Source organism: Ligilactobacillus hayakitensis DSM 18933 = JCM 14209 (genome assembly GCF_000615845.1).
Lineage (GTDB): Bacteria > Bacillota > Bacilli > Lactobacillales > Lactobacillaceae > Ligilactobacillus > Ligilactobacillus hayakitensis.
Genome location: NZ_BAML01000006.1, coordinates 26,472 through 49,441, shown reverse-complemented (window position 1 = coordinate 49,441; position 22,970 = coordinate 26,472). Strand labels below are relative to the sequence as shown.

Below are 22,970 nucleotides of genomic sequence, written 5' to 3'. Positions count from 1 at the left end.
AGTTGTGAAAGGAGAGATTACCATGTTAAAGATCAATGTTCGTGGTGAAAATATCGAAGTTACAGGAGCAATCCGTGAATACGTAGAAAAGAAACTTGAAAAATTAGAAAAGTTCTTTACTCCTAACACAGAAGCAACTGCACACGTTAATTTAAAAGTTTACTCAAATAAAAATGCGAAGGTTGAGGTTACTGTTCCGTTACCATACTTAACTTTAAGAGCAGAAGAAACTTCTCAAGATATGTATGGAAGTATTGATTTGGTAACAGACAAGCTTGAACGTCAAATCAGAAAATTCAAAACAAAAGTGAACCGTAAATCACGTGAAAAAGGTATTGCAAATTTTGAATTTGTAACGCCAACAAGTGAAACTGAAAATACAGAAGAAAAAGAATTAGAGATCGTTCGTACAAAGCGTCTATCACTAAAGCCTATGGATAGTGAAGAAGCTGTCTTACAAATGGATATGTTAGGACACGATTTTTTTGTGTATGAAGATGCAAATGATGGTAGTGTAAATATTGTTTACCGTCGTCGTGATGGAAAGTATGGCTTAATTGAAGCAAGCGATAAATAATTTCGGAAAAAATAAAGGAATTAGGAAGTAATTTGGCTCTTTGTCAATTAATACTGATGAAGAAAATTAATTAAATATATTCAAAAAGATAATGGTTAAGTAGATTTTAAACCAAGCTGCTTAGCCGTTATTTTTTTGCGCATTTTTTCTTTAATATTTAGAGTGCCTGCGGTAGATTCAAGACATCTTTGGACAGTATTACTAGAAACGTGGTAATCAAAAGCAGAGGCTTTCATTGATGTATTTTTCTTAAAATTAACAACAATATGTTGTTTAATATTGTTTAAAATAAAACAATGTTCTTCAACACCAGAAATCGGGAATACACGAGTTAAACGACAATTCTTACAGATGAATTTTTGTTTACGAACTTCCATATAATATGGGTATCTTTAATTCCTGTTAAAAATTTAATAATATTAGACATAGAGAAGCCAATCTTTTCTTAGAGAAACCGGGGTTCAGTCGACTTCTCTTTTTTTGTACAATTTTACACCAAAAAAATTCTCATCAGTACAGAATAGTATAGAACTAGTAATTTTCTTAATCCCTTTATTTTTTCTGTTTCTAATTGACTTAAAATATTTCATTTGTGGTGATTTAATGTTAAAATAGCAATTGGTATAATCTCAAGATTATAATGAGAAAAATGTGTGAATAGGAAGGAATTGACTTATGGCAAATCTTCTTAAAAAATGGGTGGAAAGTGATAAACGCGAACTTAGACGCCTAGGTAAAATTGCTGATAAAGTAGAATCACTTGCTGATGCAATGGCAGCTTTATCAGATGAAGAATTAAAAGCAAAAACTAATGAATTTAAAAAAAGATATCAAGATGGTGAATCACTTGATCATATGTTACCGGAAGCATATGCAGTATGTCGTGAAGGAGCACGCCGTGTATTAGGATTGTATCCATATCGTGTTCAAATTATCGGTGGAACGGTATTGCACGAGGGAAACATTGCCGAAATGAGAACTGGGGAAGGAAAAACCCTTACAGCTACAATGCCTGTATATTTAAATGCGATTTCAGGAAAAGGGGTTCACGTTGTTACTGTTAACGAATATCTTTCAGAACGTGATGCTACTGAAATGGGTGAATTGTACACTTGGCTTGGTTTAACTGTTGGTTTGAATGTCGCTGACAAAACACCTGAAGAAAAACGTGCGGCTTATAATGCTGATATCACATATTCAACTAACAGTGAATTAGGTTTCGATTATCTTCGTGATAACATGGTTGTTTATAAAGAAGATATGGTGCAACGTCCTTTGAATTTTGTTTTAGTCGATGAAGTTGACTCAATTTTAATTGATGAAGCGAGAACACCATTGATTATTTCTGGACAAGCAACAGGAACAACAACCTTATACACAAGAACAGACCGTTTCGCTAAGACTTTAGTTGAAGATGATGATTTTAAAATTGATTTAGAATCTAAGACAGTTGCTTTAACTGAAGAAGGTATTCAAAAAGCTGAAAAATACTTTAACTTAAATAACTTATATGATCCAGATAATATGGCATTAAACCACCACTTGGATAATGCTTTACGTGCTAACTTCATTATGCTTCGTGATAAAGATTACGTGGTGCGTGAAGGCGAAGTAATGATTGTTGATCAATTTACAGGTCGTATTATGGATGGTCGTCGCTATTCTGATGGACTTCACCAAGCAATTGAAGCAAAAGAACATGTGGAAATTGAAGAAGAAACTAAGACAATGGCTAACATTACTTACCAAAACTTCTTTAGAATGTATAATAAATTATCTGGAATGACTGGGACAGCTAAAACTGAACGTGAAGAATTCCGTGAAATTTATAATATGGAAGTTATTACAATTCCAACTAACCGTCCTATTCAACGTGTTGATAAACCTGATTTATTATATCCAACTCTTCAAAGTAAATTTAATGCAGTTGTGGAAGATGTAAAACAACGCCATGAAGCTGGACAACCAGTTTTAGTTGGGACAGTGGCTGTTGAAACGTCTGAATTACTTTCAAACATGCTTGATCAACAAGGAATTCCACATTCAGTTTTAAATGCTAAAAATCACGCTAAGGAAGCTGAAATTGTTATGAATGCCGGTCAACGTGGTGCAGTAACAATTGCTACTAACATGGCCGGACGTGGTACTGATATCAAATTAGGACCGGGAGTACGCGAAATTGGTGGACTTGCTGTTATTGGGACAGAACGTCATGAATCACGAAGAATTGATAATCAGTTACGTGGACGTGCTGGTCGTCAAGGGGACCCAGGATCAACACAATTCTATCTTTCTTTAGAAGATGAATTGATGTTACGTTTCGGTTCAGAACGCATTAAGAACTTCTTAGAACGGATGAAAGTTGCCGATGAAGATGCAGTAATTCAATCTAAGATGATTACTAAACAAGTCGAATCAGCTCAAAAACGTGTTGAAGGTAATAACTATGATACACGTAAGCAAGTTTTACAATATGATGATGTTATGCGTGCTCAACGTGAAGTGATTTACTCTCAAAGACAACAAGTTATCATGGAAGATAAGAGCCTTAAAGGAATCATTATGCCAATGATTGAACGTACAGTTAAGCATAATGTATTAAACAATACGCAAGGTGATAAGAGTCAATGGAACTTGGATGGAATTATCGATTTTGCCATTGCTGCAATGGTTAAAGATGATACAATTAGCACTGCTGATTTAGAAGGTAAAACTCCTAACCAAATGATTGAATATTTAATGCAACGTGCTGAAGAAGTTTATGCACAAAAAGCTGAACAACTTTATGATGAAAGCCAAATGCTAGAATTTGAAAAGGTTGTTATTTTACGGGTGGTTGATTCATTATGGACTGATCATATTGATGAAATGGATCAATTGCGTCAATCAATTGGCTTACGTGGATATGGACAATTAAATCCACTTGTTGAATATCAACAAGATGGTTTCAGAATGTTTGAACAAATGGTAGGCGCTATCGAATATGATGTAACGCGCTTATTCCTAAAAGCTGAAATTCGTCAAGATATGAAACGTTAATTTTAAAAGCTTGGATAATGATAGAAATATCAGGACCGAGCTTTTTTTAGAAAGGTAAGGGATGTAAATGAAATTTGAAACGGCAGAACTTAAACAAGAAATAGAAGAGATGAAACAAAAAGTCTCTGAGTTTAGGGGGTCTCTTTGACTTAGATGCTTTAGAAGAACAAATCGCAGAAAATGAGTCAAAGATGGCTGATCCAACCTTTTGGGATAATCAAGAAACCGCCCAAAAAGTTATTAATGAAAATAATGGATTGAAAGCCAAATATGATACTTTTCATCAATTAAGTGAAAAAGTAGATGAATTGGATGTTTCATTAGAATTGTATTTAGAAGAACCAGATGAAGATTTAGAACAAGAAATAGAAATTCAACGTGAAGAAACTAATAAGTTGTTGCAAAGTTATCAATTAGGCTTACTGTTAAATGGACCTTATGATGGTAATAATGCAATTTTAGAAATACACCCAGGAGCAGGTGGTACCGAGTCACAAGATTGGGGATCAATGTTATTGCGAATGTATACAAGATGGGCGCAACAACATGGCTTTAAGGTTGAAACGATGGATTATCAACCGGGTGATGAAGCAGGAATTAAAAGTGTTACTTTAATGATTGAAGGTCAAAATGCTTTTGGATATTTAAAGAGTGAAAAAGGGGTTCATCGCTTAGTGCGGATTTCACCGTTTGATTCAGCAGGAAGACGCCACACATCGTTTGCTTCAGTTAATGTGATGCCAGAATTAGATGATTCTGTGGAAGTTGAATTAAGACCTGAAGATATTAAAATGGAAGTTTTCCGGGCAAGTGGAGCTGGGGGACAACATATTAATAAGACCTCTTCAGCGGTGCGTTTGATTCACATTCCAACTGGAATTGTGGTTTCAAGTCAAGCTCAACGTTCTCAGTTCCAAAACCGTGCGACTGCTGAAAGCATGCTTCGTTCAAAATTATATCAATTAGAAATGGAAGAAAAAGAAAAGCAAAGAGCCGCAATTCAAGGAGAGCAACTTGATATCGGTTGGGGTTCGCAAATTCGTTCATATGTATTTCATCCATATACAATGGTAAAAGATCATCGTACTAGCTACGAAACTGGTAATGGTCAAGCCGTGATGGACGGAGATTTAGATCCATTTATGAATGCATATTTGCAATGGAATTTAAAAAGAAGTAATTAAGAGTTAGGCACAAATCCCTAACTCTTTTTTCTTAGGGGAAAACTTGCTTAACCCTTGATAATATAGGTCTTATTATCTTGAATAATAAGTGGGAAAATTGATATACTAAAAGAGACGATTTTAAAGGGAGGTTATTGTAATGGAAATCCTTAGCTTGATATTAAATTATCTGGGGGCACCGATTCTATGGCTAGGAATTCTAGCGGTTATTTTTTCCTATAATCAACGCGTAAAAAAAGAGCGCAAACAGTTTCGAGTTGCGATTAACAAAGATTTTTTTGAAGGTAGAATTTTTATTAAATATGGCCTTTTATTTGCGATAGTAAGTAGCGTTCTTGCGATAATTACAGGAATTACATTACCTGTTCAAAGTATTATAATTTATCAATTAATCGTAGTTTTAGCATGTTTATTAAGAGGCTTTTCGGATATTTCTTTTCTAACTAGTCTATTCGTATTTTTTATGAGTGGAATATTTTTTTCGAATGAATTGAATTTAGGAAAAGTTTTTAATGATAATACAGCAACAAATTGGCTAGCCTTAGTTTTTGTAAGTTTTATCTTAGAATATCTTTTAATTGGAAGCTTCAAAAAAGAATCGCTTACCCCAGAATTAAAGAAGGGAAAAAGGGGGCGCAAAATTGTTAATTATTTTGGACGCCAAACAACAGTTTTTCCAATGTTAATCCTGATTCCAAGCGGAGATATGGGGCAAGTAATGAAATTTTGGCCAATTTTAAATATTGGAAATCATACATTTACATTAGCCGTGTTACCATTTTTAATGAGTGTAGGATTAAAAGTTACAAAATATTCTAAAGAAGAAAGTATTAAGTTAAAGTTAAAAGATGTGAAATTAATGTCAATCTTAGCGTTGTTAGCTGTAATTGGAAGTTTTATCACAAAAGATGAAATGTTGGCAGTAAGCTCATTGCTTTGATGTTAATTGTAGATGCTTATTTAACGATTAAGCGGAGAAATAAAGAAAAGCAAATCGACACGGGTTATGTTCAAACTGATGAAGGGATTCGAATTATTGCCGTTAAACCTGATACTCCAGCTGCTAAAATGAATTTACATGCGGGAGATACTATTTTAACTTGCAATAATATTCCGGTAAATACAGAAGACGAATTTTATCGTGCTATTCAAAAAAATGCGGCCTATTGTCATATTAAAGCTAAAACATATGGCGGTGATTTAATAATCGTTGAGAGTGCAATTTTTAAAGATTCACCGCATGAAATTGGGTTGGTGTTATTTCGTTAATTAAAGAGGTGATAAGATGAAAAAAGTACTCGTTGTTGATGATGAAATTTCAATTGTAACTTTATTAAAATATAATTTGGAAAAAGAAAATTATGAAGTAACTACAGTTGATGATGGTCAAGACGCGTTGGAACAAGGGCTAACAAATAATTATGATTTTATTATCCTGGATTTAATGTTACCAAGTTTAAATGGAATTGAAGTCGTAAAAAAATTGCGCCAAGAAAAAATTGAAACCCCAATTTTAATTTTAACGGCTAAAGATGATGAATATGACAAAGTAATAGGATTAGAATTAGGCGCCGATGATTACTTGACAAAACCTTTTTCTCCTAGAGAAGTTATTGCAAGATTAAAAGCAATTGCTAGAAGAGTAAGTAAGCTTCAAAAAGTAGAGCAACAAAATAGAATTAAAGAAGAAAGTAAGTATATTTTTGGTCAATTTAGAGTTGATCGCGATAAGTATCTTCTTTTTAGAAATAATGAAATTGTTAAGTTAACTCCTAAGGAAATTGAATTATTAATGTATTTCCTAGAAAAACGTGGAAAAGCGTTAAGCCGTGATGAATTATTGAATCATGTTTGGGGATTTGATTTCATTGGTCAAACTAGAATTGTTGATATGCATGTTAGTCATTTACGTGAAAAAATTGAAGAAAATGCTAAAACACCGAAGTATATAAAGACGGTTCGTGGTTTTGGATATCGATTTGATGGTGATGACGATGAATAGTTTAAAAAAAATAATCATAAATTTTTTGGGAATAGCAACTTGTATTATAGTTGCTGTTTTTGTAATCTCGGATTTTAAGATAAATAAGTTTGTTAATAACATTAATCACCAATGGAGTGAGTTATTAATAATGGTTATTTTGTTATTAATGATGAAGTTATTTTTTGATTATCGAAGATATTTACTTGAACAAAAACAAATTGAGTTAATCAATAGTGAAATTAAGCGGATTGAAAAAAATCATGAACTAAAGGGGAGTTTGCATGAAGGAAATCCGTATTTAAAATTATTCCAATCACTTGAAATGATTAAGCAAAAGCAAGATCGCTTACTCAGAAAATATAGTATGCAAAGACGAGGATATTTAAGTTTGCTGGAATATCTTGAAGATGGAATTGCACTAATTGATGTAAAAGGAAAAGTGAAATATTATAACAGTTCTATGAGAGATTTATTTGGTGTTTCAACTAGTTTGAAAAATACTGATTATCGAGATTGGATTTATGATATAGGTATTCAAAAAATAATTAAAAAAACAATTGAAATGCGCTCAGATCAAAGAGAATTAGCTGAGTTTAGAAGTTTCAAATATAAGAATAAAAATATGTTTGCCAATATTCATACAATCTTTATTCCAGATGAAAAAAGAGATGTTATGATGATTATTATTAAAGACATCACAATGTTAAAGGAAAAAGAGAAGCGACAATCTGAATTAATAAGTAATGTTAGCCATGAAATTAGGACACCAATTACTTCAATTATGGGATTTAGTGAAACTTTACTGGAAGGTGCTAAAGATGAACCGGAAATTTTAGAAGAATTTTTAGGAATTATCTATAAAGAAAGTAAAAAACTAAATGAAATGGTTGAAGATATGCTTGTTTTGGCAAAAGAAGGTAATCAAAGAGAACTTGTTATTGAAAAGATAAATCTTTATCAAATGATAGTTGAGATTTTTAAATTAAGAAAAAAGGAACTTTTACAAAAGGACATCTCTTATTCAATTAATATGCCTGAAGATACACTGGTTCATTGTGATCGAATTAAGCTAAAGCATATTATTGAGAATTTAATTCAAAATGCGATTAGGTATAATTGTCAAGGCGGAAAAATTATCATAAAATTAAATGATTTTAATCAAGATAGTTGGAGCTTATCTGTAGTTGATACAGGGATTGGAATTTCAATTGAAGAACAAGAAAAAGTTTTTGAACGTTTCTATCGGGTTGATAAGTCTCATAGTAAAAAAATTAATGGAACCGGTTTAGGCTTAGCAATCGTTAAAGATTCAATTGAAATCCTTTCAGGGAGAATAAATTTAAAAAGTAAGTTAAATGAAGGAACCGAAGTTAAGATTGTAATTCCTAACTTCATTATGAATCAAAGAGGTGAGATGAATGAAAATCTATAAATCAAAAAATGATCGCTTAATTGCAGGAGTTTGTGGTGGATTAGCAAAAGCATTCAATTTAAAGGCTAACTATTTGCGGATTATATTAGTAGGATTAACCTTAATATTAGGTCTTATAAAAGAAAACTTAGTTATTATTACTCCAGGGTTATATTTAATTACAGCTTTATTTTTAGATTACGATAAAAATGAAGTGCCTAAAAGTTTATTTGTTAAGATTATTGAAAGGTTGATTGATTCTGAAGAGCAAACAACAAATCAGCAAGTAAAACAAAAAAATAATGGACGTAAGCAATTAACAGATGTTCAAGAAAGAGATGTAAAAAAGAAGTAGAGTAGAGGAATTAAATGTTAAGGTATCTTATTCAAAGAATTATTATTAATACAATCATGTTTTTAGCAATTGCAGGATTTTTTCCAATGAAATTTCAAGTTCAAAATGTTTTGGTTGCAGTCATAGCGGCAATCGTTTTATCGCTTTTGAATATAATTGTAAAACCATTGTTAATGATTATTACAATGCCGATAACTGTGGCCACGATGGGAATATCAATGCTATTTATTAATGCTTTGATCTTAGAATTAACGTCATATATTTTGGGCGGAGCTTTTCATTTTTATAGCTTCGGAACAGCCCTAATGGTGGCGATTATAATGAGTGTAGTAAATGGTATTTTGTCAATCCATGCAAGTGAAAAAAACTCTTAATTTAAACCATGAAAACGTTTTATAAAATGTGGTAAAATTAACTTAAATGTTAAAGGAGGGCTAGGAAATGAATAGTGTAACAGTTAAAGAAATTATTGATTCAATTGGACTTGAAGTCTTTTATGGCGAAGAATTTGTTCAAGAAAAGAAAATAACAACAAGTGATATTTCTCGTCCTGGATTAGAATTAACCGGATATTTTGAATATTATCCACAAGAACGCGTTCAATTATTAGGGATGACAGAAGTTTCCTTTGCGCATCAAATGAAAAATGTTGATAAAAGTCAAATTATGCGACGGTTATGTGGGAAAGATACACCATGCTTTGTTATTTCTCGTGGATTAAAAGTTCCAGAAGAGCTTGAAAAGGCCGCAAGAGAAAAGCATATTCCAATTTTAGTATCAACGTTACCAACTTCACGTTTATCGTCAAAACTTACTGACCTATTAGAAAATAGGTTAGCTGAAAGAAAATCGATGCATGGAGTATTGATGGATATTTATGGTTTAGGGGTATTTATCACAGGGGATTCCGGTGTTGGTAAATCTGAAACAGCCCTCGATTTAATCAAAAGAGGACACCGTTTAATTGCAGATGATCGTGTGGAAGTTTGGCAAAAAGATGAACAAACAGTTGCCGGTGAAGCTCCAAAAATTTTAAATCATTTACTTGAAATCCGTGGTATCGGAATTATTGATGTAATGAATCTTTATGGTGCCGGAGCTGTACGTCAAGAGACTGAAATTGATGTCATCATGCACCTAGAAGACTGGAGTCCGGATAAACAATTTGATCGTTTAGGGTCAGGGGAAGAATATCAACAGTTGTTTGATGTCAAAATTCCAAAGATTACTGTTCCAGTTAAAATTGGACGTAATATTGCAATCATTATCGAAGCAGCAGCGATGAACTTTAGGGCAAAAACAATGGGATATGATGCAACAAAGACATTTGAAAATAATTTAAACGAGTTAATTAATGAAAATTCAGCTCGTCAAGATATTTAAGGTGAAAAACAATGTTAGGAAATATTAACCCAATTGCAATAGAACTTGGACCTTTTCAAATTCGATGGTACGGACTCATTATTGCAAGTGCAGTGTTAATTGCAACTTTTCTGTCAGTGCGCGAAGGAAAAAAGCATGGAATATTGGAAGATGATATCTATGACTTGTTATTAAGGGCGTTGCCGGTAGCGATTATTTCTGCACGGATTTATTATGTGATTTTTGAATGGTCGTACTACAAAAATCATTTAAGTGAAATTTATCGGATTTGGGATGGCGGTATTGCAATTTACGGTGCGCTGATTGGTGCTATTATAACAATTATTATTTTTTGTCGTAAAAGATCCATTGAAATTTGGAATTTGTTAGATGTTTTAGCGCCAAATGTCATCTTGGCTCAAGGAATTGGCCGCTGGGGTAATTTCACTAATCAAGAGGCACATGGCAGCAAAACAACGTTAGAATTTCTCCAAAATTTACATATACCGGAGTTTATAATCAAACAAATGCAAATAGCAGGAAGCTATTATCAGCCAACATTTTTGTATGAATCACTTTGGGATATTGGTGGTTTTATAGTGCTATGTGTATTACGAAAGCAACATCATTTATTAAAAAATGGAGAAGTTGTTTTATCATATGTAATGTGGTATGCATTTGGAAGATTTTTCATTGAAGGGTTACGAACAGATAGTTTGATGCTTGGTGGAATCAGAGTTTCGCAATGGTTATCCGTGTTATTAATTATCGGAGCACTAGTAATCTTTTTCTACCGAAGACAACACAATTCGAACTTACAGTGGTATAATAAAAATACATGAAATGTAAAATTAAAAGAATGAAAATATGGGAGAGTGTATCGATGAGTTGGGAAAAAACATATCAACTATGGGATAAGAATACTGAATTACCAACAGATTTGCGTCAAAGTTTAGATGAATTAAAGGAAAATAAAGAGACATTAGAAGATGCCTTCTATGCTCCACTTGAATTTGGAACTGCAGGGATGCGTGGTGTCTTAGGTGCTGGAATTAATCGGATGAATATTTATACAGTTCGCCAAGCAACTGAAGGATTAGCAATGCTAATGGACGGCTTAAGCGAAGATGTAAAAAAACGCGGTGTAGCAATTAGCTATGATTCACGTCATCATTCACAAGACTTTGCTTTTGAAGCTGCGCGTGTATTAGGGCAACATAACATTCCAACATATGTGTTTGAAAGTTTACGCCCAACTCCAGAATTATCATTTGCTGTGCGCCATTTGCATACATATGCTGGTATCATGATTACAGCAAGTCATAATCCAAAACAATATAATGGTTATAAAATTTATGGTGAAGACGGGGCACAAATGCCACCAAAAGAATCAGATTTAATTACTGAATATATTCGCAAAGTTGACGATTTATTTGCAATCAAAGTTGCTAATAAAGATAGCTTAATTAACGAAGGTCTTTTGAAGATTGTTGGTAGTGAAATTGATAAACCATATCTTGATGAAATTAAGAGCGTAACTATTAATCAAGAACTAGTAGCAGAAGAAGGAAAAGCAATGAAGTTAATTTTCACTCCGTTGCATGGTACTGGTGCAATGTTAGGTGAAAAAGCTCTTAGACAAGCTGGTTTTGAAAACTTTACGATGGTACCAGAACAAGCTACACCTGATGCTGATTTTTCAACAGTTAAATTACCAAACCCAGAAGATCCAGCAGCTTTTGATCTTGCAATTAAACTTGGTAAGCAACAAGGTGCTGATTTATTAATTGCGGTTGATCCTGATGCTGACCGTTTAGGTGCTGCGGTTCGTCAACCAAGTGGAGAATATCAATTATTAACTGGTAATCAAATTGCGGCAATTATGCTTAACTATATCTTAACTGCTAGAAAAGAAGCAGGTAGTTTGCCAGCTAATGCAGCAGCGGTAAAATCTATCGTTTCAAGTGAATTTGCAACTAAAGTAGCAGAAAGTTATAACGTTAAGATGATTAATGTATTAACGGGATTTAAGTTTATTGCTGAACAAATTAAGAATTTTGAAGATACAAATTCAAATACATTCATGTTTGGTTTTGAAGAAAGTTATGGATATCTTGTACGTTCATTTGTACGTGATAAGGATTCAATTCAAGCTTTAGTATTATTAGCTGAAGTAGCAGCTTACTATAATAAACAAGGTAAAAATTTATATGATGGACTGCAAGAACTTTTTGAAAAGCATGGATATTTTGCAGAAAAAACAACCTCATTAACATTTGATGGTGTTGAAGGGGTTCAACAAATTAAAGATTTAATGACTAAATTTAGAAATGAATCACCAGTTGATTTTGCCGGTTATAAAGTAGTAGCAATGGAAGATTTTGATAAATCTGAAAAGCGCTATACTAATGGGACAGTTGAAAAAATTGATATGCCAAAATCTAATGTATTAAAATATCTTCTAGAAGATGGAACTTGGATTGCAGTTCGTCCTTCAGGAACAGAACCAAAAATCAAGTTTTATATTGGAACTCACGGCAAAGATCAAGACCAAGCAAATGAAAAACGAGCATCATTCGATAGTGCAATTCAATCATTTGTAAAATAATACTCCAAAGAGGCTTAGAAATACTCTAAGCCTCTTTTTACACCCTTCAAAACGGGTATGTGTTACAATATATTTACAATATTGATGCAGAAAACGAGGTTTTGTAAGTGATTGAACGACAAACAGATCGGAAGTTTGAATTAGTTTCTAAATATCAACCAACCGGCGATCAACCTGAAGCGATTAAAGAATTAACGACAGGAATAAAAGAAGGGAAAAAAGCCCAAATTCTTTTAGGTGCAACTGGAACGGGAAAAACATTTACTATTTCGAATGTAATTAAAAACGTAAATAAGCCAACGTTGGTATTGGCTCATAATAAAACTTTAGCAGGGCAACTTTATGGGGAATTTAAAGAATTTTTTCCAAATAATGCAGTGGAATATTTTGTAAGTTATTATGATTATTATCAACCTGAGGCTTATGTTCCATCCAGCGATACTTATATTGAAAAAGACTCCGCAATTAATGATGAAATTGATAAGTTACGTCACTCAGCTACGAGTTCGCTTTTAGAACGAAACGATGTAATTGTTGTGGCATCAGTTTCTTCAATTTTCGGTTTAGGTGATCCTAGAGAATATCAAGCACACATGCTTTCGTTAAGAGAAGGTCAAGAAATAGAACGGAATGAGTTGTTAGCTCAGTTAGTAGAAAATCAATATGATCGCAATGATATTGATTTTCAACGGGGACGTTTTCGTGTTCGAGGTGATGTGGTTGAAATTTTTCCTGCTTCACGGGATGAAATTGCTTTGAGAGTTGAATTCTTTGGAGATGAAATTGATCGAATTCGTGAAATTAATCCATTAACAGGAGAAATTATCGCTGAAAGAGAGCATATTACCATTTTTCCCGCAACTCACTTTATGACGAATGAAGAAAAACTTAAGCATGCAATTGAAAGAATTGAAAATGAATTAAAAACACAACTAAAAAAATTACGTGATGAAGATAAATTACTTGAAGCGCAACGTCTAGAACAACGAACGACTTATGATATTGAAATGTTGAAAGAAGTGGGATATTGTTCTGGAATTGAAAATTATTCACGCCATATGGAAGGTAGAAGTGAAGGTGAACCGCCATTTACTTTATTAGATTTCTTTCCAGATGACTTTTTGATTGTTGTTGATGAATCGCACGTTACAATGCCTCAAGTTCGAGGAATGTATAACGGTGACCGAGCAAGAAAACAAATGTTAGTGGATTATGGTTTTCGTTTACCAAGTGCTCTTGATAATCGTCCTTTAACGCGTGACGAATTTGAAGATCATGTTAATCAAATTATCTATATGTCAGCAACACCTGGACCATATGAAGAAGAACAAACAAGCACAGTAGTTCAACAAATTATCCGTCCAACTGGATTGTTAGACCCTAATATTGAAGTGCGTCCAATTATGGGGCAAATGGATGATTTAGTTGGTGAAATTAATAAAAGAGTTGAACGCGATGAACGTGTTTTCATAACGACTTTAACTAAAAAAATGGCAGAAGATTTAACAGATTACTTCAAAGAAATGGGAATAAAGGTTAAATATTTACACTCTGACATTAAAACTTTAGAACGGACTGAAATTGTACGTGATTTACGGCGTGGAAAATTTGATGTTTTAATTGGAATTAATTTATTGCGGGAAGGAATTGACGTCCCTGAAGTTTCACTAGTAGCGATTTTGGATGCTGATAAAGAAGGGTTCCTTAGAAATGAACGTTCACTTATCCAAACAATTGGGAGAGCCGCAAGAAATGCTAATGGACATGTGATTATGTATGCTGATGAAATTACACCGTCAATGCAAGCCGCAATTGATGAAACTAAGCGTCGCCGCTCGATTCAAGAAGCTTATAATGAAAAACATCATATCGTTCCTAAAACAATTATTAAACCAATCCGTGATCTAATTAGTATCGAATCTAAGAAAAATGATGTAACAAGTGATGCTACGGATATAGATTTTGATAATATGAGTAAAGAAGATAAATTAGAAATGATTGCAAGTTTAGAAAAACAAATGAAAACTGCTGCTAAAAATATGGAATTTGAAGAGGCAGCTACTTTAAGAGATACAATCATTGAATTAAAGGCACAAATAAAATAAAAGGAGGGAATAGTATGGCACAAAATAAAATTGTGATTCGTGGGGCTAGAGCTCATAACTTGAAAAATGTTGATGTTGACATTCCAAAAGATAAGTTAGTTGTTGTTACTGGATTATCAGGATCAGGGAAAAGTTCATTAGCATTTGATACATTATATGCTGAAGGTCAAAGAAGATATGTGGAAAGCCTATCAGCTTATGCACGTCAATTTTTAGGTCAAATGGATAAACCAGATGTAGATTCAATTGATGGGCTTTCTCCAGCAATTTCGATTGATCAAAAAACAACCTCAAAAAATCCGCGCTCAACAGTTGGAACGGTTACAGAAATTAATGATTTCTTTAGATTATTATGGGCGCGTGTAGGGACCCCAATTTGTCCAAATGATGGGCACGAAATTACAAGTCAATCGCCGGAACAAATGGTTGATAAAATATTAACTTTGCCCCAAAGAAGTAAGTTACAAATCTTAGCTCCAGTTGTTAGAAATAAAAAAGGACAACATAAAAAAGTTTTAGAAAAAATCAAAAAAGACGGATTTGTTCGTGTGATGGTTGATGGTGAAATTCAAGACATCGATTCTGAAATAGAATTAGATAAAAATAAAAAGCACGATATTGCAGTTGTAGTGGATCGGATCGTGATTAAAGAAAATATTCGATCACGACTATTTGACTCAATTGAATCAGCTTTAAATTTAGCTAATGGAACTGTATTTGTGGATGTGATTGGCGATAAAATGTTACAGTTTTCTGAAAATTTTGCTTGTCCATATTGCGGATTTACTATTGGTGAATTAGAACCACGTTTATTTTCATTTAACGCGCCATTTGGAGCGTGTCCAGAATGCGATGGGATTGGTTCAAAATTAGAAGTTGATTTGGATTTAGTGATTCCTGATCAAACTAAAACGCTAAACGAAGGTGCCATTGCTCCTTGGAATCCTATTAGTTCTAAATATTATCCAACTTTACTTGCACAAGCATGCGAACATTTTAAAATAGATATGGATACACCATATAAAGATTTAACCAAAGAACAAAAAAATCTCATTTTATATGGAGCCGGAACGGAAACATTCCACTTTGATTTTGAAAATGATTTCGGTCAAAAACGTGAATTGGATATGGAATTTGAAGGGGTTATCAACAATATTCAACGGCGATATGAAGAAACTAATAGTGATTTTACGCGAGATGTAATGCGCCAATACATGAATAGTTTGGTTTGTCAAACATGTCATGGATATCGGTTAAATCAACAAGCGTTATCAGTTAAAATTAGTCACCAACACATTGGGGAAGTCTCAAATTTATCAATTGCTGATGAATTAATATTCTTTGAAAATCTAGAATTATCTGAACAAAAAGAACAAATTGCTAGACCAATTTTAAAAGAAATTTTAGATCGATTAAGTTTCTTAGTGAATGTAGGTTTAGATTATTTAACCTTAAGTCGTTCAGCACGAACTTTATCTGGTGGGGAAGCTCAACGTATTCGATTAGCAACTCAAATTGGGTCAAACTTATCTGGAGTAATGTATGTATTAGATGAACCATCAATAGGGCTTCATCAAAGAGATAATGATCGTTTGATTTCTTCATTGAAGAAAATGCGAGATTTAGGAAATACGCTTATTGTTGTTGAACATGATGAAGACACAATGAGGGCAGCGGACTTTCTCATTGATATCGGACCGGGTGCTGGTGAGCATGGCGGACAAATTATTGCGGCTGGAACGCCAAAGCAAGTAGCCAAGAAAGCTAAATCTTTAACGGGACAATATTTATCAGGAAAACGTTACATTCCAATTCCAGATACCAGAAGAAGTGGAAACGGTAAGAAAATTAAGTTAATCGGAGCGAGTGAAAATAATCTCCAAAATATTGATGTTGAATTTCCTTTAGGTGAATTTGTTGCGGTTACAGGGGTATCTGGTTCAGGGAAATCTACTCTTGTAAACACAATTTTAAAACGTGTGTTAGCGCAAAAAATAAATCATAATGCTGAAAAACCAGGGAAGTACCGCAAGATACAAGGTGTAGAAAATATTGATAAAGTTATTGATATTGATCAAAGTCCAATTGGACGGACACCACGTAGTAATCCGGCAACATATACAGGGGTATTTGATGATATTCGAGGATTATTTGCACAAACCAATCAAGCTAAAATACATGGTTATAACAAGGGACGCTTTAGTTTCAACGTTAAAGGCGGTCGTTGCGAAGCATGTAAAGGGGATGGAATAATCAAAATTGAAATGAATTTCCTTCCAGATGTATATGTTCCTTGTGAAGTATGTAAGGGATCAAGATATAACTCTGAAACCTTAGAAATTCAGTATAAGGATAAAAATATTGCCGAAATATTGGATATGACAGTAGCAGAGGCACTTGAATTTTTTGAGGCAATTCCTAAGATTCAGCGAAAATTACAAACAATTGTTGATGTTGGATTAGGATATGTTTCTTTAGGTCAACCGGCAACAACTTTATCTGGTGGAGAAGCTCAACGAATGAAGTTAGCTTCTGAATTACACAAAAAATCAAGTGGTAATACCTTCTATATATTAGATGAACCTACAACGGGATTACATTCAGAAGATATAAAACGTCTATTAGGAGTGCTTCAACGTTTAGTTGATAAAGGAAATACTGTTTTGGTGATTGAACATAATTTGGATGTAATTAAGTGTGCCGATCATATTATTGATCTTGGACCAGAAGGTGGAGAAGGTGGCGGAACAATCGTTGCTGATGGAACCCCAGAAGAAATTGCTCAAGTTAAAGAAAGTTATACTGGTAAGTATTTAAAAGATGTTTTAGAAAATGGACATTATGAAAAGGTAACATCTTGATTTTTGAGGTGAACCTGTTAAAGTTATATTAAGTTAATATCTAGGAGGAGAAAAAATGGCAGAAGTTGAAAGTTTTACTTTGGATCATACAGCGGTTAAAGCGCCATATGTTCGTTTAATTACAGTTGAAAATGGGCCTAAGGGAGATGAAATTACAAATTTTGATTTGCGATTAGTGCAACCAAATGAAAATGCAATTCCAACAGCAGGCTTACACACAATTGAACATATGCTAGCAGGGTATCTGAGAGATCATATGGACGGTGTGATTGATTGTTCACCATTTGGCTGTCGCACAGGTTTCCATTTAATTATGTGGGGCAATCATGATACTGTTGAAGTTGCAAATGCTTTGAAAGCATCATTAAATGATATTCTTAATGCTAGTTGGGAAGATGTTCAAGGAACAGATATCAAGAGTTGCGGAAATTATCGAGATCATTCACTCTTCTCAGCTCAAGAATGGTGTAAGAAAATTTTAGAAGAAGGGATTTCTAGCGATCCTTTTGTCAGAAAAGTTATTTAAATATTAAAAAATAGAGCAGTATTTCGAGTAAGTTGGGACTTATTTTTGAAAGGCTCTATTTTTTTATCCCCTGAAAACACGAACGATAAAATTATTAAAATATAAAATATTGACTTTTAACTTGAAAATAGATAAGATATTCTTGGAAAGGTAAGTTTTTACTTAGCGATGCTTTGTTTTTCAAAGTTATAGGAAGGTCAAATTATTTAAGTAGGAGAAATTAAAATGTTAAATTCAATGCCAGTATTTGATTATGAAGATATTCAACTTATCCCTAATAAATGTATTATAGATAGTCGTTCAAAAGCAGACACAACTGTAAAACTTGGAAAGTATAACTTTAAAATGCCAGTTATTCCGGCAAATATGCAGACGATTATGGATGAAAAATTAGCTGAGCAACTCGCTCAAGCTGGATATTTTTATATTATGCATCGCTTTGAAGAACAAAAACGTAAGACTTTTATTAAAAAAATGCATTCTAAAAATTTGATTGCATCAATTTCTGTGGGTGTTAAGGAATACGAATATGAATTTGTTTCAAGCTTAAAAGATGATGCACCAGAATTTATTACGATTGATATTGCACATGGACATGCAGATAGTGTTATCAAAATGATTAAGCATATCAAAAAAGAAATGCCAGAAACATTTGTGATTGCTGGAAATGTAGGAACTCCGGAAGCTGTGAGAGAATTAGAAAATGCAGGAGCTGATGCAACTAAAGTAGGGATTGGTCCTGGAAAAGTATGTATTACAAAGGTAAAAACTGGCTTTGGTACAGGAGGATGGCAACTTGCAGCTCTTAGATGGTGTGCTAAAGCAGCCCGAAAACCAATTATTGCTGATGGAGGGATCCGAACTCATGGTGATATTGCTAAATCAATTCGGTTTGGGGCAACGATGGTAATGATTGGCTCGCTATTTGCTGGCCATATTGAAAGTCCAGGAAAAATCGTTGAAGTAGATGGGGAAATGTTTAAAGAATATTTTGGATCAGCTTCAGAGTATCAAAAAGGCGAAAGAAAAAACGTTGAAGGTAAAAAAATGTTACTGCCGCTCAAAGGGCACTTGTTTGATACTTTAACGGAAATGCAACAAGATTTACAATCTTCCATTTCATACGCTGGCGGAAAAAATATTGATGCTTTAAAACACGTTGATTATGTTATTGTGAAAAACTCAATCTGGAATGGTGATTAAAATAAGGCGTAAAAAATACACGAAATAATTAATAGTTTTTAAAATAAACTCTTGGTAGTTCAATTTTTAAGAGAATTACCGAGGGTTTATTTTTTTAGGATAAGGTAATGATTAAAATATTAAAAAAATATAAGAATAAAACAAAAATATCAAAAATGATACACCCGGTATGATATAATAATAAAAAAGTATGGGGGTATGGAAATGAGCGCTTTACAATTAGTAGTGGTTACAGGTATGAGTGGTGCTGGAAAGACAGTGGCAATGCAAAGTTTTGAAGACTTAGGATATTTTTGTGTTGATAACATGCCACCTAAGTTATTACCTAAATTTTATGAATTAATCAAAGAGTCAGGTAAAATTGATAAAGTTGCCTTGGTAATGGATTTACGTTCACGAGCATTGTATGACGAAATTAATGAGGCATTAATTGATTTAGATGAATTAGAGACTGTAAATTCAAAAATCTTGTTTTTGAATGCATCAGATGAAGAACTAGTTGCACGTTACAAAGAAACAAGAAGAGCACACCCATTATCACGTGATGGCCGTATTTTAGATGGAATTCAACGTGAAAGAGAATTTCTTGCGAAAATAAAGTCAAATTCTCAAATTATTATTGATACTAGCAATTTATCACCAAGAGAATTAAGAGAAGAAATTAATCGTCGATTTGAAGGAGACAATAAAGATGGGTTCCACGTTGAAGTAATGTCATTTGGTTTTAAATACGGTCTTCCAATTGATGCCGACGTTGTGATGGATGTTAGATTTTTGCCGAATCCATATTATGTTGAAGAACTCAAAAGAAAAACCGGTTTAGATAAAGAAGTTTATGATTATGTGATGCAATCGGAAAAAACAGAAAGTTTTTATCAAAAGTTTAGCGGCCTTTTAGAAGAGATAATTCCTGGATACATTCAAGAAGGAAAGTCAAATCTAACAATTGCCATTGGTTGTACAGGAGGCCAACATCGTTCTGTTGCTCTAACTAAACGTCTTGGAGAACAATTGTCAAAAAACTATAATGTTCATATTTCACATCGAGATATGAAAAAACGAAAGGAAACGGTGAATCGTTCATGATGACAGAAAATAGTCGTGCACCTAAAATCGTGGTTATGGGTGGAGGAACCGGATTACCAGTTGTTTTAAAGGGGTTAAAAAAAGAAGATGCTGAAATTACTGCGATAGTTACAGTAGCTGATGATGGAGGTTCTTCTGGAATTATTCGAGATTATATTAACGTGGTTCCGCCTGGAGATATTCGCAATGTATTGGTGGCGTTATCAGATGCGCCACAATTATATAAGGATATCTTTCAATATCGCTTTGAATCAAAAGATCAGTTTTTTTCCGGACATGCGATTGGAAATTTGATTATTGCAGCGTTAACAGAAATGGATAATCTTGGTATTTTTGGAGCGGTGCAAGAACTGTCTAAAATTATGCATGTTAAAGGACATGTTTATCCAGCTGCGAACGTTCCTTTGATTTTAAATGCGAAGTTTGATGATGGAACGATATTATCTGGTGAAGCAGAAATTTCAGCGGCAGGAAAGAATATTAAAAAAGTGTGGGTAACTTCTACGGATTCACATGAGCCACGGGCGATGCCAAAGGTAATTGATTCAATCTTGGAAGCTGATCAAATTGTTTTAGGGCCAGGAAGTTTGTTTACAAGTATTTTGCCTAACTTAATGATTGAAAATGTAGCTGAAGCATTACGACAAACAAAAGCAGAAATCATCTACATTTGCAATATTATGACTCAAAAGGGTGAAACGGAGCATTTTTCTGATGCAGATCATGTTCGAATTTTAAATGAGCACATGGGGATGAATTTTATCGATACGGTCTTGGTTAATACCGTAGAAGTACCGAGTGATTATTTAGATCGTCAAAAATATGATGAGTATTTGTATCAAGTGCGACATGATTTTGAGGGCTTAAGAAATCAAGGGGCACGTGTTATATCAGATGATTTTCTTTTATTGAGAAATAGAGGAATTTTTCATAATGGTCAAAAAGTAGTAAAAGAGTTAATTCGTTTAACAAGTCAAGCCAAACAAAAATAAAACATGGAGGAATTTGAATGTCATATGCCAGTGAAGTAAAAAAAGAGCTGACAACTTTAGAAGTCCACTTTGGAAATGCCAAAGCTGAATTAATGGCATTAATTCGAATGAATGGTTCTTTGAGTATTAGAAATCATCAATTTGAATTAAGTGTCCAAACTGAAAATCCAGCAACTGCTAGAAGAATATATACACTCCTAAAGAAATTTTATGACGTAGAAAGTGAATTAATTGTTCGACGAAAAATGAAGTTGAAGAAAAATAACTTCTATATTGTAAAACTGAAAAATGGAACAATGGAAATTTTGGAAGATCTTGCGATTTTAGATGGTCTCCAAATTCAAGAAACCGTAGCAATGGATTTTTTAGATGATGATGCCAAAGTGCGCTCTTATTTAAGAGGCGCATTTTTAGCTACCGGATCAGTAAATAATCCTGAAACAAGTCGCTATCATTTAGAAATTTATTCACTATATGAAGATCATAATAATACGATTTGCGAAATGATGAATCGCTACGGATTGAATGCACGAACAACTGAAAGAAGAAGTGGTTATATCACATATCTTAAAGAAGCTGAAAAAATTGCAGATTTCTTATCATTAATAGGAGCTACGAATGCGATGTTGAAATTTGAAGACATTCGTATTGTTCGGGATATGAGAAATTCGGTCAATAGAATTGTAAACTGTGAAACCGCTAATTTAAATAAGATTGCGGATGCTTCAAAAAAACAAGTTGAAAATATTCAATTGATTGATGAAAAAATTGGATTAGATAAACTTCCGGTAAAACTCCAAGAAGTCGCTATTGTACGTATTAATCATCCTGAAGAAAGTTTGAAAAACTTAGGCGAGTTAGTTCCAGGAGGACCAATATCAAAATCAGGAATAAACCATCGATTGCGTAAATTAAATGAAATTGCAACAAAGATAAAAAATGGCGAAGTTGTAAATCTATAATAAATAACAAAAAACCTTAAGAAATCAATGTAAAAACAGATTTCTTAAGGTTTTTTAATTATAAGACTACTTTAGTCTGTTTGATGGAATTATTTTTGCTTTTTGTTTTTCATGATACCATCAATTAAACCATATTCTACAGCTTGACTAGCAGTCATGAAGTTATCACGTTCAGTATCTTTGTTAATTGTATCAATATCTTGGCCTGAACCTTCAGCTAAAATTTCGTTAATTAATTTTCTAGTTTTTAAGATATGTTCAGCGGCAATTTGGATTTCAGTTGATTGCCCTTGAGCACCACCAAGAGGTTGGTGAATCATAATTTCTGAGTTTGGTAAAGCAAAACGTTTACCTTTTGTACCAGCTGTTGAAAGTACAGAAGCCATTGATGCTGCCATACCCATTACGATAGTTTGAACATCAGCATTAACGAAATTCATAGTATCATAAATAGCTAATCCAGCCGAAACAGAACCACCAGGAGAGTTGATGTACATGTAAATATCTTTTTCAGGGTCTTGTGCATCTAAAAATAATAGTTGGGCAATGATTGCATTTGCCATATCGTCATTGATTTCGCCAGAAACCATGATGATGCGATCTTTTAATAAACGTGAATAAATATCATAAGCGCGTTCGCCTTGTGAAGATTGTTCAATAACTGTTGGTACTAAATTCATAAATTAGCCTCCCAAATTAAATAATAACTTTCAAT

The 22,970-nt window shown here is 33.4% G+C and carries 21 protein-coding genes; 19 read left to right on the top strand and 2 right to left on the bottom strand.

The window, feature by feature from the left end; all coding sequences use genetic code 11:
- Positions 1–22: 22 nt before the first annotated feature.
- Positions 23–577 (top strand): ribosome hibernation-promoting factor, HPF/YfiA family, encoded by a 555-nt coding sequence (hpf, locus tag JCM14209_RS02905; RefSeq protein ID WP_025022121.1) that lies wholly within the window; start codon positions 23–25, stop codon positions 575–577.
- Positions 578–672: 95 nt separating this feature from the next.
- Here hpf and JCM14209_RS02900 read toward each other — a convergent pair whose 3' ends face one another.
- A complete protein-coding gene (locus tag JCM14209_RS02900) occupies positions 673–954 on the bottom strand; it encodes a hypothetical protein (RefSeq protein WP_025022120.1) in 282 nt (93 codons plus the stop codon).
- 298 nt (positions 955–1,252) lie between these two features.
- Here JCM14209_RS02900 and secA point away from each other — a divergent pair, with 298 nt between their 5' ends.
- The 18 genes from secA (at position 1,253) to whiA (ending at position 22,255) form a co-directional block, all read left to right on the top strand.
- Entirely contained in the window at positions 1,253–3,616 is a 2,364-nt protein-coding gene (gene secA, locus JCM14209_RS02895; RefSeq protein WP_025022119.1) for a preprotein translocase subunit SecA, read from the top strand.
- A 67-nt stretch (positions 3,617–3,683) separates the two neighbouring features.
- A protein-coding gene (prfB, locus tag JCM14209_RS02885; RefSeq protein ID WP_155830661.1) for a peptide chain release factor 2 occupies positions 3,684–4,800 on the top strand; the annotation gives its coding sequence in 2 pieces (ribosomal slippage) (positions 3,684–3,761 and positions 3,763–4,800; 1,116 coding nt in all).
- Positions 4,801–4,939: 139 nt separating this feature from the next.
- A complete protein-coding gene (locus JCM14209_RS08895; RefSeq protein WP_225349678.1) occupies positions 4,940–5,740 on the top strand; it encodes a hypothetical protein in 801 nt (266 codons plus the stop codon).
- The gene (locus JCM14209_RS10230; RefSeq protein ID WP_225349677.1) at positions 5,740–6,069 is read left to right on the top strand and encodes a PDZ domain-containing protein; all 330 of its coding nucleotides are present in this window, start codon (positions 5,740–5,742) and stop codon (positions 6,067–6,069) included. Before JCM14209_RS08895 ends, JCM14209_RS10230 begins: the two co-directional genes overlap by 1 nt.
- A gap of 16 nt (positions 6,070–6,085) precedes the next feature.
- On the top strand, positions 6,086–6,802 hold the full coding sequence (locus tag JCM14209_RS02875) for a response regulator transcription factor (RefSeq protein ID WP_025022117.1): 717 nt from the start codon (positions 6,086–6,088) through the stop codon (positions 6,800–6,802).
- A 130-nt stretch (positions 6,803–6,932) separates the two neighbouring features.
- On the top strand, positions 6,933–8,216 hold the full coding sequence (locus JCM14209_RS08890; protein ID WP_025022116.1) for a sensor histidine kinase: 1,284 nt from the start codon (positions 6,933–6,935) through the stop codon (positions 8,214–8,216).
- Complete coding sequence (locus JCM14209_RS02865; RefSeq protein WP_025022115.1) at positions 8,203–8,550, top strand: PspC domain-containing protein; 348 nt, start codon at positions 8,203–8,205, stop codon at positions 8,548–8,550. Before JCM14209_RS08890 ends, JCM14209_RS02865 begins: the two co-directional genes overlap by 14 nt.
- A gap of 14 nt (positions 8,551–8,564) precedes the next feature.
- A complete protein-coding gene (locus JCM14209_RS02860) occupies positions 8,565–8,924 on the top strand; it encodes a phage holin family protein (RefSeq protein ID WP_025022114.1) in 360 nt (119 codons plus the stop codon).
- A 67-nt stretch (positions 8,925–8,991) separates the two neighbouring features.
- Entirely contained in the window at positions 8,992–9,933 is a 942-nt protein-coding gene (hprK, locus tag JCM14209_RS02855) for an HPr(Ser) kinase/phosphatase (protein ID WP_025022113.1), read from the top strand.
- An 11-nt stretch (positions 9,934–9,944) separates the two neighbouring features.
- Positions 9,945–10,754 (top strand): prolipoprotein diacylglyceryl transferase, encoded by an 810-nt coding sequence (gene lgt, locus JCM14209_RS02850; protein ID WP_025022112.1) that lies wholly within the window; start codon positions 9,945–9,947, stop codon positions 10,752–10,754.
- Positions 10,755–10,795: 41 nt separating this feature from the next.
- Complete coding sequence (locus tag JCM14209_RS02845) at positions 10,796–12,520, top strand: phospho-sugar mutase (RefSeq protein WP_025022111.1); 1,725 nt, start codon at positions 10,796–10,798, stop codon at positions 12,518–12,520.
- Positions 12,521–12,627: 107 nt separating this feature from the next.
- Positions 12,628–14,625, top strand: a complete 1,998-nt coding sequence (gene uvrB, locus JCM14209_RS02840) for an excinuclease ABC subunit UvrB (RefSeq protein WP_025022110.1) — start codon at positions 12,628–12,630, stop codon at positions 14,623–14,625.
- Positions 14,626–14,639: 14 nt separating this feature from the next.
- The gene (uvrA, locus tag JCM14209_RS02835; protein WP_025022109.1) at positions 14,640–17,486 is read left to right on the top strand and encodes an excinuclease ABC subunit UvrA; all 2,847 of its coding nucleotides are present in this window, start codon (positions 14,640–14,642) and stop codon (positions 17,484–17,486) included.
- Positions 17,487–17,541: 55 nt separating this feature from the next.
- Positions 17,542–18,012: an S-ribosylhomocysteine lyase gene (locus JCM14209_RS02830; protein ID WP_025022108.1), complete on the top strand. Its 471-nt coding sequence runs from the start codon at positions 17,542–17,544 to the stop codon at positions 18,010–18,012.
- Positions 18,013–18,237: 225 nt separating this feature from the next.
- On the top strand, positions 18,238–19,215 hold the full coding sequence (guaC, locus tag JCM14209_RS02825) for a GMP reductase (protein ID WP_025022107.1): 978 nt from the start codon (positions 18,238–18,240) through the stop codon (positions 19,213–19,215).
- Positions 19,216–19,419: 204 nt separating this feature from the next.
- Positions 19,420–20,301, top strand: a complete 882-nt coding sequence (gene rapZ / locus JCM14209_RS02820; RefSeq protein WP_025022106.1) for an RNase adapter RapZ — start codon at positions 19,420–19,422, stop codon at positions 20,299–20,301.
- Entirely contained in the window at positions 20,298–21,293 is a 996-nt protein-coding gene (mgfK, locus tag JCM14209_RS08885; protein WP_035519837.1) for a gluconeogenesis morphogenetic factor MgfK, read from the top strand. The genes rapZ and mgfK overlap by 4 nt, the downstream gene beginning before the upstream one ends.
- A gap of 17 nt (positions 21,294–21,310) precedes the next feature.
- On the top strand, positions 21,311–22,255 hold the full coding sequence (whiA, locus tag JCM14209_RS02810; RefSeq protein WP_025022105.1) for a DNA-binding protein WhiA: 945 nt from the start codon (positions 21,311–21,313) through the stop codon (positions 22,253–22,255).
- Between the two features lie 89 nt (positions 22,256–22,344).
- Here the strand turns inward: whiA and clpP are convergent, their stop codons facing one another.
- Positions 22,345–22,935 (bottom strand): ATP-dependent Clp endopeptidase proteolytic subunit ClpP, encoded by a 591-nt coding sequence (gene clpP, locus JCM14209_RS02805; RefSeq protein WP_025022104.1) that lies wholly within the window; start codon positions 22,933–22,935, stop codon positions 22,345–22,347.
- Positions 22,936–22,970: the final 35 nt, after the last annotated feature.